The 17,136-nt window shown below is 64.3% G+C and carries 18 protein-coding genes; 9 read left to right on the plus strand and 9 right to left on the minus strand.

All coding sequences use genetic code 11. The features are described from left to right. On the plus strand, positions 1-1,156 hold a 1,156-nt coding region (locus DSAT_RS05690; RefSeq protein ID WP_235695924.1), incomplete at its 5' end, for an AAA family ATPase. Between the two features lie 27 nt (positions 1,157-1,183). On the opposite strand, the gene DSAT_RS05695 is transcribed toward DSAT_RS05690, so the two are convergent. After that, a complete protein-coding gene (locus DSAT_RS05695) occupies positions 1,184-2,377 on the minus strand; it encodes a murein transglycosylase domain-containing protein (RefSeq protein ID WP_020886640.1) in 1,194 nt (397 codons plus the stop codon). Between the two features lie 124 nt (positions 2,378-2,501). Here DSAT_RS05695 and DSAT_RS05700 point away from each other — a divergent pair, with 124 nt between their 5' ends. The 7 genes from DSAT_RS05700 (at position 2,502) to DSAT_RS05730 (ending at position 10,236) form a co-directional block, all read left to right on the plus strand. Next, on the plus strand, positions 2,502-3,083 hold the full coding sequence (locus tag DSAT_RS05700) for a MarC family protein (RefSeq protein ID WP_020886641.1): 582 nt from the start codon (positions 2,502-2,504) through the stop codon (positions 3,081-3,083). A gap of 158 nt (positions 3,084-3,241) precedes the next feature. Then, positions 3,242-4,486 (plus strand): histidine--tRNA ligase, encoded by a 1,245-nt coding sequence (gene hisS, locus DSAT_RS05705; RefSeq protein WP_020886642.1) that lies wholly within the window; start codon positions 3,242-3,244, stop codon positions 4,484-4,486. A 124-nt stretch (positions 4,487-4,610) separates the two neighbouring features. Next, complete coding sequence (aspS, locus tag DSAT_RS05710; protein WP_020886643.1) at positions 4,611-6,416, plus strand: aspartate--tRNA ligase; 1,806 nt, start codon at positions 4,611-4,613, stop codon at positions 6,414-6,416. Between the two features lie 7 nt (positions 6,417-6,423). Continuing rightward, a complete protein-coding gene (def, locus tag DSAT_RS05715; RefSeq protein WP_020886644.1) occupies positions 6,424-6,936 on the plus strand; it encodes a peptide deformylase in 513 nt (170 codons plus the stop codon). Beyond that, the gene (gene fmt, locus DSAT_RS05720; RefSeq protein ID WP_020886645.1) at positions 6,909-7,907 is read left to right on the plus strand and encodes a methionyl-tRNA formyltransferase; all 999 of its coding nucleotides are present in this window, start codon (positions 6,909-6,911) and stop codon (positions 7,905-7,907) included. Before def ends, fmt begins: the two co-directional genes overlap by 28 nt. A 111-nt stretch (positions 7,908-8,018) precedes the next feature. Further along, the gene (locus DSAT_RS05725; protein ID WP_020886646.1) at positions 8,019-8,918 is read left to right on the plus strand and encodes a DUF116 domain-containing protein; all 900 of its coding nucleotides are present in this window, start codon (positions 8,019-8,021) and stop codon (positions 8,916-8,918) included. 1 nt (position 8,919) lies between these two features. Further along, complete coding sequence (locus DSAT_RS05730; RefSeq protein WP_020886647.1) at positions 8,920-10,236, plus strand: transcription antitermination factor NusB; 1,317 nt, start codon at positions 8,920-8,922, stop codon at positions 10,234-10,236. Here the strand turns inward: DSAT_RS05730 and DSAT_RS05735 are convergent. Genes DSAT_RS05735 through DSAT_RS05745 form a run of 3 tightly spaced genes read right to left on the minus strand, consistent with a single transcriptional unit; the run spans position 10,233 to position 11,888 of the window. Beyond that, positions 10,233-10,619, minus strand: a complete 387-nt coding sequence (locus DSAT_RS05735; RefSeq protein ID WP_020886648.1) for a DnaJ family domain-containing protein — start codon at positions 10,617-10,619, stop codon at positions 10,233-10,235. The two genes, DSAT_RS05730 and DSAT_RS05735, sit on opposite strands and share 4 nt — an antisense overlap. Next, a complete protein-coding gene (locus DSAT_RS05740) occupies positions 10,619-10,945 on the minus strand; it encodes an STAS domain-containing protein (protein WP_020886649.1) in 327 nt (108 codons plus the stop codon). Before DSAT_RS05740 ends, DSAT_RS05735 begins: the two co-directional genes overlap by 1 nt. A 40-nt stretch (positions 10,946-10,985) precedes the next feature. Next, positions 10,986-11,888 (minus strand): ParB/RepB/Spo0J family partition protein, encoded by a 903-nt coding sequence (locus DSAT_RS05745; RefSeq protein WP_020886650.1) that lies wholly within the window; start codon positions 11,886-11,888, stop codon positions 10,986-10,988. Between the two features lie 121 nt (positions 11,889-12,009). Here DSAT_RS05745 and DSAT_RS05750 point away from each other — a divergent pair, with 121 nt between their 5' ends. Continuing rightward, complete coding sequence (locus DSAT_RS05750) at positions 12,010-12,459, plus strand: hypothetical protein (RefSeq protein WP_020886651.1); 450 nt, start codon at positions 12,010-12,012, stop codon at positions 12,457-12,459. 92 nt (positions 12,460-12,551) lie between these two features. On the opposite strand, the gene DSAT_RS05755 is transcribed toward DSAT_RS05750, so the two are convergent. From DSAT_RS05755 to DSAT_RS05775, 5 genes are all read right to left on the minus strand, one after another. Continuing rightward, positions 12,552-13,325, minus strand: coding sequence for a ParA family protein (locus tag DSAT_RS05755; RefSeq protein ID WP_020886652.1), 774 nt, complete (start codon positions 13,323-13,325; stop codon positions 12,552-12,554). 232 nt (positions 13,326-13,557) lie between these two features. Continuing rightward, positions 13,558-14,565, minus strand: coding sequence for an NAD-dependent epimerase (locus tag DSAT_RS05760; protein ID WP_020886653.1), 1,008 nt, complete (start codon positions 14,563-14,565; stop codon positions 13,558-13,560). 105 nt (positions 14,566-14,670) lie between these two features. Then, positions 14,671-15,408, minus strand: a complete 738-nt coding sequence (locus DSAT_RS05765) for a slipin family protein (protein WP_020886654.1) — start codon at positions 15,406-15,408, stop codon at positions 14,671-14,673. Between the two features lie 17 nt (positions 15,409-15,425). After that, the gene (locus DSAT_RS05770; protein ID WP_020886655.1) at positions 15,426-16,814 is read right to left on the minus strand and encodes an NfeD family protein; all 1,389 of its coding nucleotides are present in this window, start codon (positions 16,812-16,814) and stop codon (positions 15,426-15,428) included. Between the two features lie 66 nt (positions 16,815-16,880). Further along, positions 16,881-17,087, minus strand: a complete 207-nt coding sequence (locus tag DSAT_RS05775; protein ID WP_040370871.1) for a hypothetical protein — start codon at positions 17,085-17,087, stop codon at positions 16,881-16,883. Positions 17,088-17,136: the final 49 nt, after the last annotated feature.

Consider the following 17,136-nt stretch of genomic DNA (forward strand, 5'->3'; position numbering starts at 1 on the left):
GTCACAACACTTCTGCGATGAGGTCGCCATGCCCAATCCATTTCGTCTGGAAACCATACGACCGGGGCAGCCCTTCTGCGACAGGGAGGAAGAAACGCGCGTACTGCTCGCCCATGCCCGCGACTTCCGCAATGTGGTGCTCTCGTCGCCGCGGCGTTACGGCAAAACGTCCCTGGCGCTGCGTGTTCAAAGCCAATTGGAGAGCGAGGGATGGGCCTGCCTGCACGCCGATTTCTTTGGCGTGGATTCCATGGAAGACGTCGCCCGCAGGATCGGCCGGGCGCTGCTCAAGGCGCTGGACCGCCGTGAAACGCTTCTGGGCAAGGGCAGGCGGCTGCTCAAGGGGTTGAAGGCTTTTCGTCCTGCATTCCACCCCCGCGAAGACGGCGGCATCACACTGACCGTGGAACGGGTCAGCGAATCGGGTGACCCCGTCAGACTCCTGGAAAACGTTCTGGAGGATCTCGCCGAGGTGGTGGGGCGAAAGGAATTCTCCCTGCACGTCACCTTCGACGAGTTCCAGGAAGTCACGCGACTCAAGGAGTCCGGGCAGATCGAGGGCATAATCCGGACCTGCATCCAGGGGCAGGACGCGAGTTATCTTTTTCTCGGAAGCAGGCGCGGTGTGCTGCGGGCGATCTTCAACGAACGCAAGCGGCCGCTATTCCAATCCGCCATTCACATGCAGCTTGACCCCTTGCCGTACGCGGATGTCGTGCCGTTCGTCGAAAACCTTTTCAAACAGGAAGGCAAAAGCATCACGACCGAGGGGGCAAAGGCTGTTCACGCGCTGGTCGAGGGATATCCCTATTATGTCCAGCGCTTGGCAGGGGAAGCCTTCGAGGCGGCTGAAGGCCCCGTTTCGCGAGAAGACGTGGTTCGCGCCCTTGCCCGCGTCGCCCACGGCGAGCGTTACGGATTCCAGGCGGTCCTCTCCACGCTCACGCCAAGCCAGATCAAGGTTCTCCGGGCCTTGACGAAACATCCAACCTCGGAGCCCCAAAGCGCGGAATTCACCGCCTTATCCGGCACTCCGGCCTCTTCCGTCGGGTTCGCGATCAAGAAACTCGAATCCGAGGATCTGATCGAAAAGGATGCCAGAGGAGTCTGGCGTGTCGTCGATCCAGTCTTCCGCCTCTGGCTCAACGAACTCTGAGAAAGATACGCGGCAAAGCCGGGATCATCAGATGGCCCTGAACTCGCGGCGGGCCATGACAACCTTCCAGAGATAGCGGCGCGTTTCCGAGGCCGGATGGCGCTCGGTGAGATGGTCGTAGACCGCGTCCGGGGGCATGGCGTCGATGCGACGTAGCGCCTCGGCCCGGTCGGCGGCGAAGACCCGCTGCACGCTGCCAGGCCCCCCGTTGTAGGCCGCGATGGCGCAGTATTCTCGGCTGATGGGGTCGGCCGCGGGCAGGTAGCGGTTCTTGACCAGGTGCAGATAGGCCGAGCCGTAGCGGATGTTGAAGTCCGGATCGAAAAGCTCGTCGCCCGACGGATGGCCCGGCCTGCCGTTGAGGAACTGGTAGACATCGCGCCCGGCCGTTGAGGGTACGACCTGCATCAGGCCCAGCGCCCCGGCGTGGGACACGGCAAAGGGGTTGAAATCCGACTCCACGCGCATGATGGCCAGCACCAGGGTCGGGTCCAGGCCGAAGGCCTCGGCGTGCTTGCGTGCCAGGGGCAGATACTGCCGGGCGCGAGCCTCCAGGTGGCCGGGCACCATGTCCACACGCACGGAACGCACGGTCAGGGCCTTGCCGTCGCGCGTCACCGAGCGCGTCTGCAGGCGGCGCTGCACCAGCCAGTCCGCGAAGCGCCCGGCCCGCCATTCCCAGCGGATGTCCTCGCCCTCGTGGTCCTTGACCAGGCCGTAAAGGTACGGCTCGGCCCCAAGCTGCACGCTGCTGTCGGTGAAGAGGTCCACGGCCCTTGGGTCGCGCGGGGTGAGCAAAGTCACGACCACGGCCTCGCGTAGCGCCTCCATGGGCCTGTCCTGATCCACGGTCTCCACCACCACGGTGCCCGCCTCGAAATCGACGATGCAACGGCTCTGATAGTTGTCCAGATATTTTACGTACTTCTTTGGACCGGGCAGCTCGGCCTCGCCCTTGCCCCAGCGTTCCTCGGCTCTGTCTTCGAGCCTTTCGAAGAGCTTCTGCAGAGCTGTGGCAAAGGCCTTGAGGTCACGTTCGAGCACCTGGGGGTTGGCGGCGTAGTCCACGGCGCGACGGCCGAGCACCTGGCTCACGGTGGTCGAAGACGGGCTCCTGGCGATGGTCACGGCGTCGGACACCGTGCGGCTCGTGCAGGCCGTGAGCAGCAGCGGGGCGGCGCCAAGGGCGCACAAGAGGGCAAAGAGGGCAAAGCGTCGCATGGGCCTTTGCAATCTGCCCCAAAAGGGCCTATTTGCCAAGTCACCCGGCGCGCCGCACCGACCCGGAGCACGAAACCGTGCGCCCCTGCCGTTCCGGGCAAAGATCAATCCATCCGGAGCCTTCATGGAATCGTGGTTCGCCAATTTTCTGCTCGCCTTCATCCCCCTCTTCGTGGCCATCGACCCCATCGGCATGGCCGGGCTGTTCATCGGCCTCACCGAGGGAATCGACAACAGCCTGCGAGCGCGCATCGCGCGTCAGGCCGCCATCACGGCGCTCGTGGTCACGCTCGGCTTCATGGCGCTTGGGGCCTTCATCTTCAAGGCCATCGGCATCACCATCTCGGATTTCCAGGTCGCGGGCGGACTCATCCTGCTCATCGTCAGCACCCGCGCCCTGCTCGACCAGGAGCGCAAGGCCGTGCCGCTGCACGAGGACTTCGGCGTGGTGCCGCTGGGCCTGCCCCTGATCGCGGGTCCGGCCTCGCTCTCGGCCGTGCTGGTGCTGAAGGACACGGCCGGGCTCGGACCGACCATCGCGGCCATCGTCCTGAACATGTGGCTGACCTACCTGTGCATGCGCCACGTGCGCGCCGTGGTCCGGGTGCTGGGCAAGCGCGGCATCCGCGCGGTCTCCAAGCTCATCGCCCTGCTCCTGGTGGCCTTCGCGGTGCACATGATCCGCGTCGGCGTGCAGACCATGTAGCAGGCCGTCCAGTGGGCGCCTTGCCTGCGCGGTTTCTCGACCATCTCGCAAGAGCCCGCGCAAGGGCCCGCGGGCCGGGCCGGGAACGCGATTCCGCCGTTTTTGACAAGCCCCTGCAAATCGCCTAAGGACAGGCGGTTCAGCACCCGGGAGCGCACATGTCCAAAATCCAGAAAATAAAAGGCTTCGCAGACCTCTTCACGGCCGAGGCCGGCAAATACACGTTCCTCGAAAACACCGCCCGCGCGGTCTTCTCGCGCTACGGCTACGGTGAGCTGCGCACGCCCGTGGTCGAGTTCACCGAGTTGTTCGCCAAGGGCATCGGCCAGGACACCGACGTGGTGGGCAAGGAGATGTACACCTTCGCCGACCGCAAGGGCCGCTCCCTGACGCTTCGGCCCGAGGCCACGGCCGGGGTCGTGCGCGCCTTCGTCGAGTCCGGGACATACCAGCCCGGCGGGGTCCACAAATACTTCACCTTCGGCCCCATGTTCCGCTACGAACGGCCGCAAAAGGGCCGCATGCGCCAGTTCCACCAGATCAACGTGGAATGCTTCGGCTCGGCCTCGCCCTATACGGACGCCGAAGTGCTGCTCATGCTGCACGACTATCTCTCGGCCGTGGGCCTGACTAGGCTCTCCTTCGAGATCAACACCCTGGGCTGCCCCGAGTGCCGCCCCTCCTACCGGGGCTTTCTGACGAACTATTTCGAGTCGCTCTCGGCCGACACCCTGTGCGAGGACTGCCGCCGCCGCATGGCCACCAACCCCCTGCGCGTGCTGGACTGCAAGGTGCCCGGCTGCCGCGAGGCCACGCAAGGCGCGCCGAGCGTGCAGGACCACTGCTGCCCCACCTGCCGCGAGAATTTCGACGTGGTGCGCGAGGCGCTCTCGGCCTCGGGTCTGGCCTTCACGGTCAACCCCCGGCTGGTGCGCGGCCTGGACTACTACCAGGGCACGACCTTCGAGGTCGTCTCCGGCGACATCGGCTCGCAGTCCTCGGTGGCGGGCGGCGGCCGCTACGACGGGCTTGTGAAGACACTTGGCGGTCCGGACGTGCCCGGCGTGGGCTTTGCCTGCGGCATGGAGCGCCTGGCCCTGCTCTTGCCCGAACAGCCTGCGCCCGCGCCCGACTTCCACATCGCGGTGCTCGACCCGTCCGGGCTCTCGGCGGCCCTGCTCATGGCCCGACGGCTTCGCGCGCGCGGCCTCTCGGGCCAGACGGCCTTCGAGGCGGGCAGCATGAAGAGCCAGCTTCGCGCAGCCAACCGCGTCGGCGCTCGCTTGTGCCTGATCCTTGGCGGCGATGAGATTTCGAGCGGCACGGTCGTGGTCAAGAATCTGGCCACGGGCGAGCAGACCACGGTTTCGCAGGACAGCGTGGAGAACGCGATCCTGCCGTAATTCACCAACCCGCCCTTCCCTTTGCAGCCAAATGTCTTGGATGCAGGGGCGGGGTTTTCCGGGAGAGGGGACGTGACATCCGGAAACGGTACCCCCTCGCCACGGCAACGGAGCCGAAGACAGAATGGAACACGCGCGCACTATCGACGACCTGGGCGGCTGGCGCCGCACACACGGCAACAACGAACTGACGGCCGCCAACATCGGGCAGGAAGTCTGCCTGATGGGATTCGTGCAATACCGCCGCGACCACGGCGGGCTGATATTCATCGACCTGCGCGACCGCGACGGCCTGACGCAGCTCGTCTTCGACCCGGCCGTGGACGAGAAGGCCCACGCGCGCGCGCACGCCCTGCGCTCGGAATACGTGCTTGCCTGCAAGGGCACGGTGCGGCCACGGCCCGCAGGCATGGCCAACCCCAACCTGCGCACCGGTGAGATCGAGGTCGAGATCACGGCGCTCAAGCTCCTGAACGTGGCCCAGACGCCGCCCTTCGAGATCGAGGACCGCATCGAGGCGGGCGAGCAGATGCGCCTGAAGTACCGCTATCTCGACCTGCGGCGGCCCAAGCTGGCCCGCAACTTCGTGCTGCGGCACAAGGCCGCGCAGAGCGTGCGCCGCTACCTCGACGGCCTGCGCTTCCTGGAGATCGAGACGCCCATCCTGACCAAATCCACGCCCGAAGGCGCGCGCGACTTCCTGGTGCCCAGCCGCCTGAACGCTGGGCAATTCTACGCCCTGCCCCAGTCGCCGCAACTCTTCAAGCAGCTCCTCATGGTCTCGGGCCTGGACCGCTACTACCAGATCGTCAAATGCTTCCGGGACGAGGATTTGCGCGCCGACCGCCAGCCCGAGTTCACCCAGATCGACATCGAGATGAGCTTCGCGGACGAGGCCCTGGTCATGGACATGGCCGAGGGCATGATCCGCACGCTCTTCGCCGAGGTTCTGGGCGCGGCCCTTCCCGACCCCTTCCCGCGCATGACCTATGCCGAGGCGATCCGCGACTACGGCCTGGACAAGCCCGACGTGCGCTTCGGCCTCAAGCTAGTCGAATGCTCTGACATCTTCGCGGATTCCGGATTCAAGGTCTTCGCCAAGTCCGAGCTCGTGAAGTGCATGAAGATCGAGGGCGGCGAAGCCCTGACGCGCAAGGAGATCGACGAGCTGACCGAGTTCGTGAAGATCTACGGCGCGCAAGGGCTGGCCTGGATCAAGGTCAAGGAAGGCGAGTGGCAGTCGCCCATCGTCAAGTTCTTCTCCGAGGCCGAGAAGGCCGCCCTGGGCGAGCGCATGGACGTGAAGCCCGGCGACATCCTCTTCTTCCAGGCGGGTCCGGCCGAGATGGTCAACACCGCGCTGGGCAACCTGCGCAACCGCATGGGCGAGCGCATGGGACTCATTCCCGAGAACACTTTCGCGCCGCTTTGGGTCACGGATTTCCCGCTCCTGGAGTGGGACGCGGACGAGAAGCGCTGGGCCGCCAAGCACCACCCCTTCACGGCCGTGCAGCCCGGCCACGAGGATCTGCTCGACAGCGAGCCGGGCAAGGTCCTCTCGCGCGCCTACGACATGGTCATCAACGGCTACGAGGTCGGCGGCGGCTCCATACGCATCCACAACATGGAAGCGCAGCTCAAGATGCTCGCGGCGCTCGGCATCGACGACGCGACCGCCAAGTCCCAGTTCGGCTTCCTGCTCGACGCGCTGCAATTCGGCGCGCCACCGCACGGGGGGATTGCCTTCGGCCTGGACAGGCTTATCATGCTCATGACCGGCTCGGCCTCGATCCGCGACGTCATCGCTTTCCCCAAGACGCAGAAGGGATCGTGCCTGATGACGGATTCGCCCTCCGAGGTCTCCTCGCGGCAGCTTCGCGACCTGCACGTCAAGCTGCGCGAGCGTCCCACGGACCCAAAGCCCTCGTAAGGACGGCATGAAGCGAGAGATCAAGAAATATCCCGATCCCGTGCTCAAGGAAAAGGCGCGGCCCATCGAGGCGATCACGCCCGAGGTGCGCGCCCTAGCCGAGGACATGCTGGAAACCATGTACGAGAGCGAGGGGATCGGCTTGGCCGCGCCGCAGGTGGGCGAATCCGTGCGCCTCATCGTGGTGGACGTGACCGGCCCCGAGGTGCGCGCCGAGCCGCGCGTCATCGTCAATCCCGAGATCGTCTGCTCCGAAGGGGAAATCACGTCGGACGAAGGCTGCCTCTCGGTCACGGCCATGCGATCCGAGGTCTGCCGATCCGCGACCTGCACGGTCAAGGGCCTGGACCTCGATGGCAATCCAGTGGAAATTGCGGCCGATGGCGTGCTCTCCGTGTGCCTGCAACACGAGATCGACCACCTCGACGGCGTGCTCTTCATCGACCGGATATCGCGCCTCAAGCGCACCCTCTACGACGCCAAGGTGAAGAAATGGCAGCGACAGGGCAAAAAAGCCTGAAACTCGTCTTCATGGGTACGCCCGACTTCGCGGCAAGTGTGCTGCGTACGGTGCTCGCCTGGCCGCGCGGTACGGTCGCGGCCGTGTACACCCAGCCTGACCGCCCCTGCGGCCGGGGTCAGGTCTGCCGCCCTTCTCCCGTCAAGACGCTCGCCCTCGAACACGGTCTGCCCGTGCTCCAGCCCGAGAATTTCAAACGCTCCGAGACCGTGGCCGACTTGGCAGCGCTCGCTCCCGACCTCCTCCTCGTCGCCGCCTACGGCCTCATTCTGCCCTGCAGCGTGCTGGACATTCCGAAATACGGAGCGTTCAACGTGCACGCCTCGCTTCTGCCCAAGTGGCGGGGCGCTGCCCCCATCCAGCGCTCCATCCTGAACGGCGACCCGGCCACGGGCATCACCATCATGCGCATGGCCGAAGGCCTGGACACGGGCGACATGCTGCTGCAGCGCGCGCTGGCCATCGGCATCGACGATACCGCCCAGACCCTGCACGACGAGTTGGCCGAAATGGGTGGCGAGATGCTCTGCGAGGTCATGGATAGGCTTCTGGCCGGAAAGCTTGTGGCCATTCCCCAGAACCACGACTTGGCCACCTATGCGCCCAAACTGCGCAGAGAGGAGGGCCGCATCGACTGGAGCGAGCCCGCCCTGGCCGTGCATCGCCGCATTCGCGCCATGACCCCCTGGCCCGGAGCATACTTCCACCTCGCCCTGCCCGGCCGCGAGCACCCCTTGCGCATCGCCCTCGCGCCCGGCCGCATCGGGCCCGAGAAACCTTCCTGGGCCGCGCCCGGAGACGTTATCGGAATCGAAGACTGCGCCCTGGCGATAGCCACTGCCGACCGCGTGTACCTCATCGACGCGATCACGCCCCAGGGTAAAAAGAGCATGGACGGTCGCGCCTTTGCCTGCGGCTACCTGGAGAACTGTCCCGAGGGTGCGGCCAAGGCCTGCGTCCTCGACGAATAGGATGACGCCCGCCCTGCCCCGTCCATGCCCGACCGGGACAACCCTGCCGAAGCGCTTCCAGACTTTTCAATCCCGGTCGAATTGTGCCATACTCGGCACGGGACCAACGACATGACACGTAACTCCGTCAACGCCGACCTGAACGACGCCATCGAGGGCCCGGTGCGCAAGCGCCTTTTCATCGGCCTTATCGCGGGCACGAGCACCATCGTCTGCCTGCTCCTGGCTCTTGTCTGGCTGGTGCCGACGGTCGGCTTCGAGGCCATCCACCCCGCCGCCGCCTGGGTCTTCGGCGCGCTCGTGCTCGCGGCCATGCTCCTCGTCGTCTGGGCCACGGTCGGCCTGGTGGTGAACATCATGACCGGCCGCACCCTGCCCTTTTTCCGGCGCATGCGCGGCCTCACGGTCAAGCTCTTTCTGCCGCTCATGACCCTGCTCGGCAAATTCCTCGGCTTTTCCAAGCAGCAGGTCCGCTCCTCGTTCATCAAGGTCAACAACGAGCTCGTGGCGGGCGAAGCCAGCACCTACCCGGCCTCGCGCATCCTCCTGCTTATGCCGCACTGCCTGCAGCGTAGCGACTGCGCGCGCCGCCTGACCTACGACATCCGCAACTGCAAGCGCTGCGGCCGCTGCCCAATTGACGGCCTGCTCGCCATCTCCGACCACTACGGCATCGAACTGGCCATCGCCACGGGCGGCACCATCGCGCGACGCATCGTGGTCCAGAAGCGGCCCAAGCTGATCCTGGCCGTGGCCTGCGAACGCGACCTCGCCGAGGGCATCCAGGACACCTACCCCCTGCCGGTCTACGGCGTGCTCAACGAGCGCCCGCACGGCCCCTGCCTGGACACCCTGGTCTCGCTCAAGCACCTTGACGAGGCCATACGCCGCTTCCTCGATCCCGCCGACATCGCGGCTGCGGACGCCAAAGCCCTTTCGATTCCGACGATTCCGGTGCACGAATCCCCTGCCTCCCCGGACGGCGACGCGCCCGTGCGCGCGTCGAACTGACATGGCCGCCCCGCGCATCCCCCCTGCTCGCGCGGCCGCATTGCACGTGCTGCGGGCCTGCCTGCGCGAAGGTCAGGATCTGCAGCCCGCGCTTGACGAGACCGTGCGCGGCCTCTCCCTGGACCAGCGCGACGCGGCCCTTGCGGCCGAACTGTGCTACGGCTCGCTGCGTCTGCTGGCGCGTCTCGACGCCATGTGCGACGCCTTTCTGAAGGCTCCTGGCAAGATCCCCGCAAGGCTCCGCGACGCCCTGCGCGTGGCCGCCTATGAACTGCATTTCTGCGACCGCGTGCCCGACTACGCGGCCGTTGACTGGGCTGTGACCTTCGCGCGCTCCGTCTTCGGCAACGGCCTTGGCGGCCTGACCAACGCGGTCCTGCGCAACGTCGCGCGCCTTGGCGCGCAGGCCCACGACCCCGCCTTCTACCGCCAGGACGCGGCCTCGCACGCCGCCTTCCTGGCCCGCTTCTGGTCCTGTCCGGAGTGGATCGTCAGCCTGTGGCTCACGCAGTACGGCGAGGAAGGCGCGCTCGACTACCTGAAGGCCCAGGCCGCGCCCGCGCCGCTCGGCCTCCGCGTCAACGCGCGTCGCGAGGGCCATGCCGCGCTTTGCGACGAACTCGCGGCCCGGCCCGGCCTCTTGCTGCGCGACGATTTTTGCCTGGCATTCGCACCGGGCAGCCTGCCGCTGCGCGAGATCGAGACGCATCTGGCGCAGGGTAGGCTCTCGCGCCAAAGCGCTGCCGCGCAGGCAGCCATGCACGGCCTCGATTGCCTGGAGTGGGAAAGCGGCGGCGACTCGGCGATCTGGGACGCCTGCGCCGGACGCGGCGGCAAAACCCTGCTTTTGGCCGAACAGGGGCGCGCCCCGCTACTCGCCTCGGACGTCAGTCTGCGCCGCATAGCCGCCCTGCCCGGCGAATGTCGGCGGCTGGGGCTGCCCCGCATACCCGCCTTGCTCTGCCAGGCCGAAGAGCCTCCCTTGCGCGGCTGGCGCGGGACCATCCTTCTTGACGCGCCCTGCTCGGGCCTTGGCGTGCTCTCCCGGCGGCCGGACAGTAAATGGAAACGCACACCCGCCGAATGCGCCGGACTCGCGCGGCTGCAACGCCACATCCTCGAATCCGCCCTCGATCTCGTGGATTCCGGCGGCCGCGTGGTCTATCTGACCTGCACCCTGAACAGGAAAGAAAACCAGGACGTGGTCCACGCCCTGCTGCGGCAGCGGCCGGACGTGCGCGAGGAGATCGCCTACGTCACACCGCCGGACGGACCTTTCGGGGAATTCTTCTTCGGCGTCACGCTGCGAAAAGACTAATCCTTGAGTGCACTGGCCTGGGCCTGGACGCGCTCGGCCACTTTCAGTTCGTATCCATCGACCAGCAGTTTGGCAGGGCGCTTGCGCGCCTTGTTCATACGCATGATCAGGACGTCGAGCTTTTGCAGCCTGCCGTGCGCGGCGCGCTCGTCGTGACACGTGGCGAGCAGATCGCGCGTGGATTCGATGTCGCGGGGCGAGGCGTCCTCGGCCAGGTGACCCGAATTGCGCAACAGCGTGTAGGCCATGCGCAGATCCTCTGGAACGCGAAAGTAGTCGTCGAGATCGAGCGGTCTGCCAGCGCCGGGCAGGTCGTCGAACTCGCCACGCTCACGCGCCACCCGGATGCGCTCCTCGGCCACGATGGCGATGGCGGAAAACATCAGTTTCCGCCCTCTTCCAGGCCGAAGAACCGGCCGACCTGTGTGATCTGGAATATTTTGGCCACGAGCGGCGTGACTGCAGTGATGCGCATGCCGCGGCCCGAAGCATGCAGGGCCTTGCGAATCTCCAGGAGTGCGGCCAGGCCCGAACTGTCCATGTATTCCAGGGCACCGAGGTCTAGGACCAACTCGCCCGCGCTTTTGTCCACATGCGCACGGAGCGCGGCACGCACATCCTCATGCACGGTGGAGTCGATCTCGCCCGAGATGCGCAGGACGTCGCCCTCCTCGACCGCCCGCCACTTGCCCGCTGCGTTGTCTTCCATGGACGCCTCCCTTCCTGCGTTTGGCCGTCCGTCTTCCCGGCTAGTCCGAGAAGCGCCTGAGCAGGCCGTCCCGCTCCTCGCGGCTGCCGAAGTAGAAGCTGATGCGTCCGCGCTCTTCCTTGCCCGTGCAGGTCACTTTCACGCCGAACCTGCCGGTCAGTTCGGCCGCGAGGTCATCGAGCGACGGACTCTTCTCCCTGCCCGCCCCTTTGCGCTTGCCTGCGCCGATGCGCACCACCGCGCCCTCCTGGGGCAGCTCGCTGTTCTTCTTCCAGAACGCGGCCTGGGCCTCGGCTTGGCGAACGGAAAGACCGAAATGGGCGATGCGCTCCATGAGCGCAAGCTGCGCCTCCTGGTCGGCGATGGCCAGGATCGCCCGCGCGTGGCCCGCGCTAAGCCCGCCCTTGAGGATGTCTTCCTGAATGCTCTCCGGGAGACTTAAAAGGCGCAGGGCGTTGGCCACGGCAGGCCTACTCTTGCCCACGCGATTGGCCAACTCCTCCTGGGAGAGGGAAAGGCGCTCCTGAAGCTCGCGCAAGCCCCTCGCCTCCTCAATAGGATTCAGATCCTCGCGCTGCAGGTTCTCGATGAGGGCGATGGCCAGACTCTCTTCATCGTCCAGATTCCGTATCATGGCCGGGATCTCGGTCAGGCCCGCCATTTGCGACGCGCGCCAACGGCGCTCGCCAGCCACGAGTTCGTATTCGTCGTGCTTGCCGCCCGGCATGCGTCGTACGAGAATGGGCTGCAAGACCCCTTGCGTCTTGATCGAACGCGCCAGATCCTTCAGTCCTTCGGGGTCGAAGGTGCGGCGCGGCTGTTGCGGGTTGGGGAAGATGGACGTGATGGGCAGCCGCCTCACATCGGTCGTTCCGACCTCCTGGGCTGCTCCACCGAGCAGCGCGTCAAGCCCCCTGCCAAGTCCACGCGACGGTTCCGGCATGTTCTCTCTCCTTCACGCCTGGCGGCGATTTCTTGACTCTTGGCGAATGTGCCCTATGTTCCAGCACGAGCCGTGGCAACACAGCAGCCACGACGTCATTACACCGATCAAGGAGCACACCGTGAACATCGAAAATCCCTATCTTGCCCTGTACGACGCCAGCGGCGCGCTCAAGGGCGTTCTGGTCAGCCCTGAGATGTGGACAGCCTTGGAGCCACACGCCCTGAAAATTCTCGGCGAAACCGAGACGGAACCCGAGCTGCCCGAGCCCATGGCCGATCTTGAGACCCTGCTGAGCTTCTGGGACTTCAAATATCCCTATTCCGCCGAGGCTCGCTGCGAGACTTGCGGCGCAGCGACCACCGACTGGCGCGCCGACGAGCCCCGAAAGTTTCGCCTCGCGACCGCAACCCTGGCTGGGATGGTGACCCTGACCTGCAGCCACTGCAAGACGAGGATCATCCACCGCCATTTCAAGGATCGCGTAACCGTCGAAACCAAGCCCTATTGCGAACAGAAAGATCCCAAGCTCAATGCGGTCTACGGTGACAAGCGCCAGTACTTCACCTGATCCTGGTCGGATCGCCTCCGGCCCTATCCGACCCCACCAGAACACCTGTTCCATAAGCCCGCCGCCCTGCGGGCTTTTTCATTGCCCGGCGCTTAAACGGTCCCAGCCTTGCGGCGCACGACCTCTTGCGCCAATTGCAGATAGGCGGTCGCCCCCACGGACTTTATGTCGTAGGAGATCACCGGCTTGCCAAAGCTCGGCGCCTCGGAGAGCCGGACGTTGCGTGGCACCACGGTGTCGAAGAGGAAATTCGGGAGGGTGCGGCGCACCTCGTTCTTGACCTGTCCCGAAAGACGATTGCGCTTGTCATACATCGTCAGGACGACGCCGAGAAGCGCGAGCGTCGGGTTCAGTCTGCGCCGCACGAGCGTGAAGGTCTTCAGGAGCTGGGCGATTCCCTCCATGGCGTAGTACTCGCACTGCAAGGGAATGAGCAGCTCCGTGGCCGCGCACAGGGCGTTGACCGTGAGCAGCCCGAGCGACGGCGGGCAGTCCAGGATGATGAAGTCGAAGTCCCTGGAAACCGACTCCATGAGGTCGCGCAGGTAAAACTCGCGGCCGAGCTTGTCGGCCAACTCCAACTCCGCGCCGACGAGATCCTGTGAGGACGGGATGATGGACAGAAAGGGAAGCGCCGTGGGCACGATGGCCTGAGTCCCTTTCTCCGGCTGGAACAGCACCGAGTAGAGGTTGAGGTTGCCGTCCTCGGCGTAAGTTCCAAGACCGCTTGATGCGTTGGCCTGTGGATCGCAATCGACCAGCAGCACCCGCTTCTCCATGACCGCGAGACAGGCCGCAAGATTGACGGCCGTCGTGGTCTTGCCCACTCCACCCTTCTGGTTCGCGATGACTATCTGTCGTGCCATGGATCAGTCCACCGTACTCCTTGGGCTTGCGCCCTTTTCGCCCCTAAGGGCGCATACGCGTTCATGTTTCACGTGAAACATGCGGCTGGGGCCGAGGCAAGTACTCGATGGACAAATCTCTAGCCCTATCGGCGTTCCATGAAAAGAGGAAAAGCTGCAAAAAATGAAATAAAAAATAAAAAAGCCCGGCATGGCCGGGCTTTTGAAAAAACATTGATGCGGATCGTTCAAGTCAACAGTTGTAGTATTCGCGATACCAGGCAACGAAGTTGGCAATACCGGTTTCAATTGTCGTGCTGGGCTTAAAGCCGACATCGCGGATCAAGTCGTCAACGTCGGCATAAGTAGCAGGAACATCGCCGGGCTGCATGTCCATGTAGTTTTTGATCGCCTTCGCTCCCAATTGCTCTTCCAGGACTTCTATGTAGCGCTCAAGCTCGACGCAGTTGTTGTTGCCGATGTTGTAGATTTTATAAGGTGCCGGGCTGGAGGAAGGATCAGGCGAAAGGCTCGACCATTCGTCATTCGGCGTCGGGGCTTTGAGCATAACCCGAACAACGCCCTCGATGATGTCATCAATATACGTGAAGTCGCGTTTCATTTTTCCATGATTGAAAACGTTGATGGGAGTTCCTTCGAGAATTCCCTTGGTGAAAAGAAAAAGTGCCATGTCCGGGCGACCCCAAGGTCCGTAGACCGTGAAAAAACGAAGCCCGGTGCAAGGGAGCTTAAAAAGATAGCTGTAGGAATGCGCCATGAGTTCGTTCGCCTTCTTCGAGGCGGCGTACAAACTGATGGGATGGTCCACGTTGTCGTGAACGCTGAAGGGCATCTTGGTGTTCAGGCCGTAGACCGAGCTTGAGGAAGCGAAGACCAGATGCTTGACGCCCGTGTGCCGACAGCCTTCGAGAATATGCCCAAAGCCGTTGATGTTGGCGTTGATGTACGATTTGGGATTGATGAGGCTGTAGCGTACGCCCGCTTGGGCGGCCAGGTTGACCACGTAATCGAATGAATGGGCCTTGAACAGCGTCGCCACCCCCGACTCGTCGTTCAAATCCACATTGACGAACGTGAAGGCCTTGTTCGCCTGAAGGCGGGCCAAGCGGGCCTTTTTGAGATTGACGTCGTAGTAGTCGGTCAGGGCGTCGAGCCCGACGACCTCGAAGCCGTCAGCCAACAGACGCGCTGAGAGATGATAACCAATGAAGCCGGCGGCTCCGGTGACAAGTACTTTCATGTGGCGATCCTGGAAAACGATTTCGCGCGCGGGGCGAACGGACGATTCGTGTCCGTCCCCGCGCGCGTAAAAAGTATAGCCCAAAACGAAGCGCTGCGCCAGTCTCTAGGGCTTCATGGCCATGCGCAAGAGGTCGAGAGGGACGGGTATGACCGTCGCTGCCTTGCTCTCGGAAGACATCTCTCGCAAGGTCTGCAGGTAGCGAAGCTGCAGGGCCTGGGGGGACTCGGCGATGATCTTGGCGGCCTGGGTCAGCTTGTCCGCGGCCTGAAACTCGCCCTCGGCGGCGATGACCTTGGCGCGCCGTTCGCGTTCGGCTTCGGCCTGCTTGGCCATGGCGCGCTGCATCTCCTGCGGGAGGTCGATGTACTTCACCTCGACCGTCGTGACCTTGATGCCCCAGGGATCGGTGTGCTTGTCCAATATGTCCTGGATGCGCTGGTTGACCTCCTCGCGATGTGCGAGGAGATCATCGAGCTCCACTCCTCCGCAGACGCTGCGCAGCGTGGTTTGGGCGAGTTGCGACGTGGCAAAGATGAAGTCCTCGACCTCTATGATCGACTTCACAGGATCAACGACGCGGAAATACACGACCGCGTTGACCTTTACGCTGACGTTGTCACGGGTGATGACGTCCTGGTGCGGAACGTCGAGCGTCACGATGCGTAGCGAGACACGGGTCATCTTGTCGATCACCGGGATGAGCAGAATCAGTCCCGGCCCCTTGGCCTTGATGACCCGACCGAGGCGGAAGATGACCCCTCGTTCGTACTCGTTGAGCACGCGCAGGGCGCTCATGAGCAGGAACAAGACAATGGCCGCAATGGGAAGAACGGAAATCATACACACCTCCGTGAAGTTCAGTTGACCGGGCCGTGGCCGGAATCCGTGTGCGCCTCGAGCATGACCTCGAGGGTCAGGCTCTCGGCCCGGATCACCCGGACGACGTCGCCTGCGGAATATTCCAGATTGTCTGCGGAGACGGCGCTCCACAGCTCTCCATGAACGAGGATGGAGCCGCGGTTGCCGCTCCAGCGCTGGACCACGCCGCGCGCCCCGACCATGCCTTCGAGCCCACCGACTGGCTTCTCGTGATGCGCCTTGGCGGTAAGCCAGACGGCCAGGCCAAGCAGCGCTGAGACTCCGGCCACGGTGACGATGACGGTCATCTGGTCCACCTGGGCCCCCTCCCCTGCCCTAAAAAGGATCGTGGAGCCAACGAAAAGGGACACCACGCCCGCGACGGACAACAAGCCGTAACTCGTGACGTGCACTTCGAGCAGGAACAAAACGACTCCGAAAAGCAGCAACACTAGGCCAGCCACGTTGGTTGGCAGGACCGACATGGCGTAAAGCCCGAGCAACAGGCACAGCCCGCCGAGAACGCCGGGAAACACCGCTCCGGGCGACGTCAGTTCGAAGAAGAGCCCTGCCATGCCGCCCAGCAGGAGGAGGTAGGCGATTTGCGGGTCCAATAGCCAGGAAAGGACCGAATGCCGAAAACCTGGTTCATGAATCTCGACGCGGGCGTCAGAGGGCGAAAACTTGATTGTCTGTCCGGCAAAGGGAATGCCCCGAGAACCTGTTTGTTCGAGCAGATCCAAGGTGTCCTCAGCCAGAAAGTCCACCACTTTGAGCAGCGCGGCTTCTTGCGCGGTGATGCTCTCGGCCTCGCGCACGGCGCGTTCGTACCAATCTACGTTGCGTCCTCGTGACTGGGCGACACTGCGCACGAAACTGAGGATGTCGTTCATGATCTTGGCCGCCATGGTCTGATCGACATCCTCGCCGTCCATTTTCACGGGTGTGGCCGCGCCGATGGTGGACTGCGGGTGCATGACCGCGACGTGCGACGCCGCGACGAGAAAGACCCCGGCCGAGGTCGCCCTGGCCCCTGCGGGGGCGACATGCACGGCCACAGGCAAGGGCGCGTTCAGGATGGTCATGACCATGTCGCGCATGGCCTGCACGGTTCCACCGGGAGTATCAAGGCGCACCACGAGCAACGCGGCCCCGTCATCCACGGCGGCGCGCAACGCGTCGGAAAGGAGATCGCTTTGGGCGGGGCTGATGCCCCCCTTGATGGTCACCTCGCGGACCAGAAAACTCTCTCCATTGGTCTGCGGGGCGGCGCGGGACAAAGAAAGGGGCAGAAGGAGGAAGCCCAGGGCGAGAAGGACGAGTGGCCACGCCGCAAGAATGCGGAGACGGGTACGGCAGGGGAAGGAAAGGGAGCGATTTTTCTCCATGATCTTCCTGTATCGCAGGAGCCATGGACTCGGCAAGGCAAATTGCCAAAGCGATGCCGTGCGGGTTCAGCCGAAGCGCAACGGTTCGAGGCTCCGCACGACAAGGCCCATGGCCTGCCTGTCCTCGGCCACAAGCAGGTCTGGATCGGGGAGGGCTATGACGCGCAGGCCGCCAACAGTGAACGCGCGGAAGGTGAACGGCCTGTCGGGAAAGAGCGCCATGAACGCCTTGCGTCCGAACACGACCACCGTGTCGGCGGCGAACTCGGACACCCCACGCCAGAACAGGTCACGCCTTGCGCGAACCGCGTCCTGGACCGAC

The organism is Alkalidesulfovibrio alkalitolerans DSM 16529, assembly GCF_000422245.1.
Lineage (GTDB): Bacteria > Desulfobacterota > Desulfovibrionia > Desulfovibrionales > Desulfovibrionaceae > Alkalidesulfovibrio > Alkalidesulfovibrio alkalitolerans.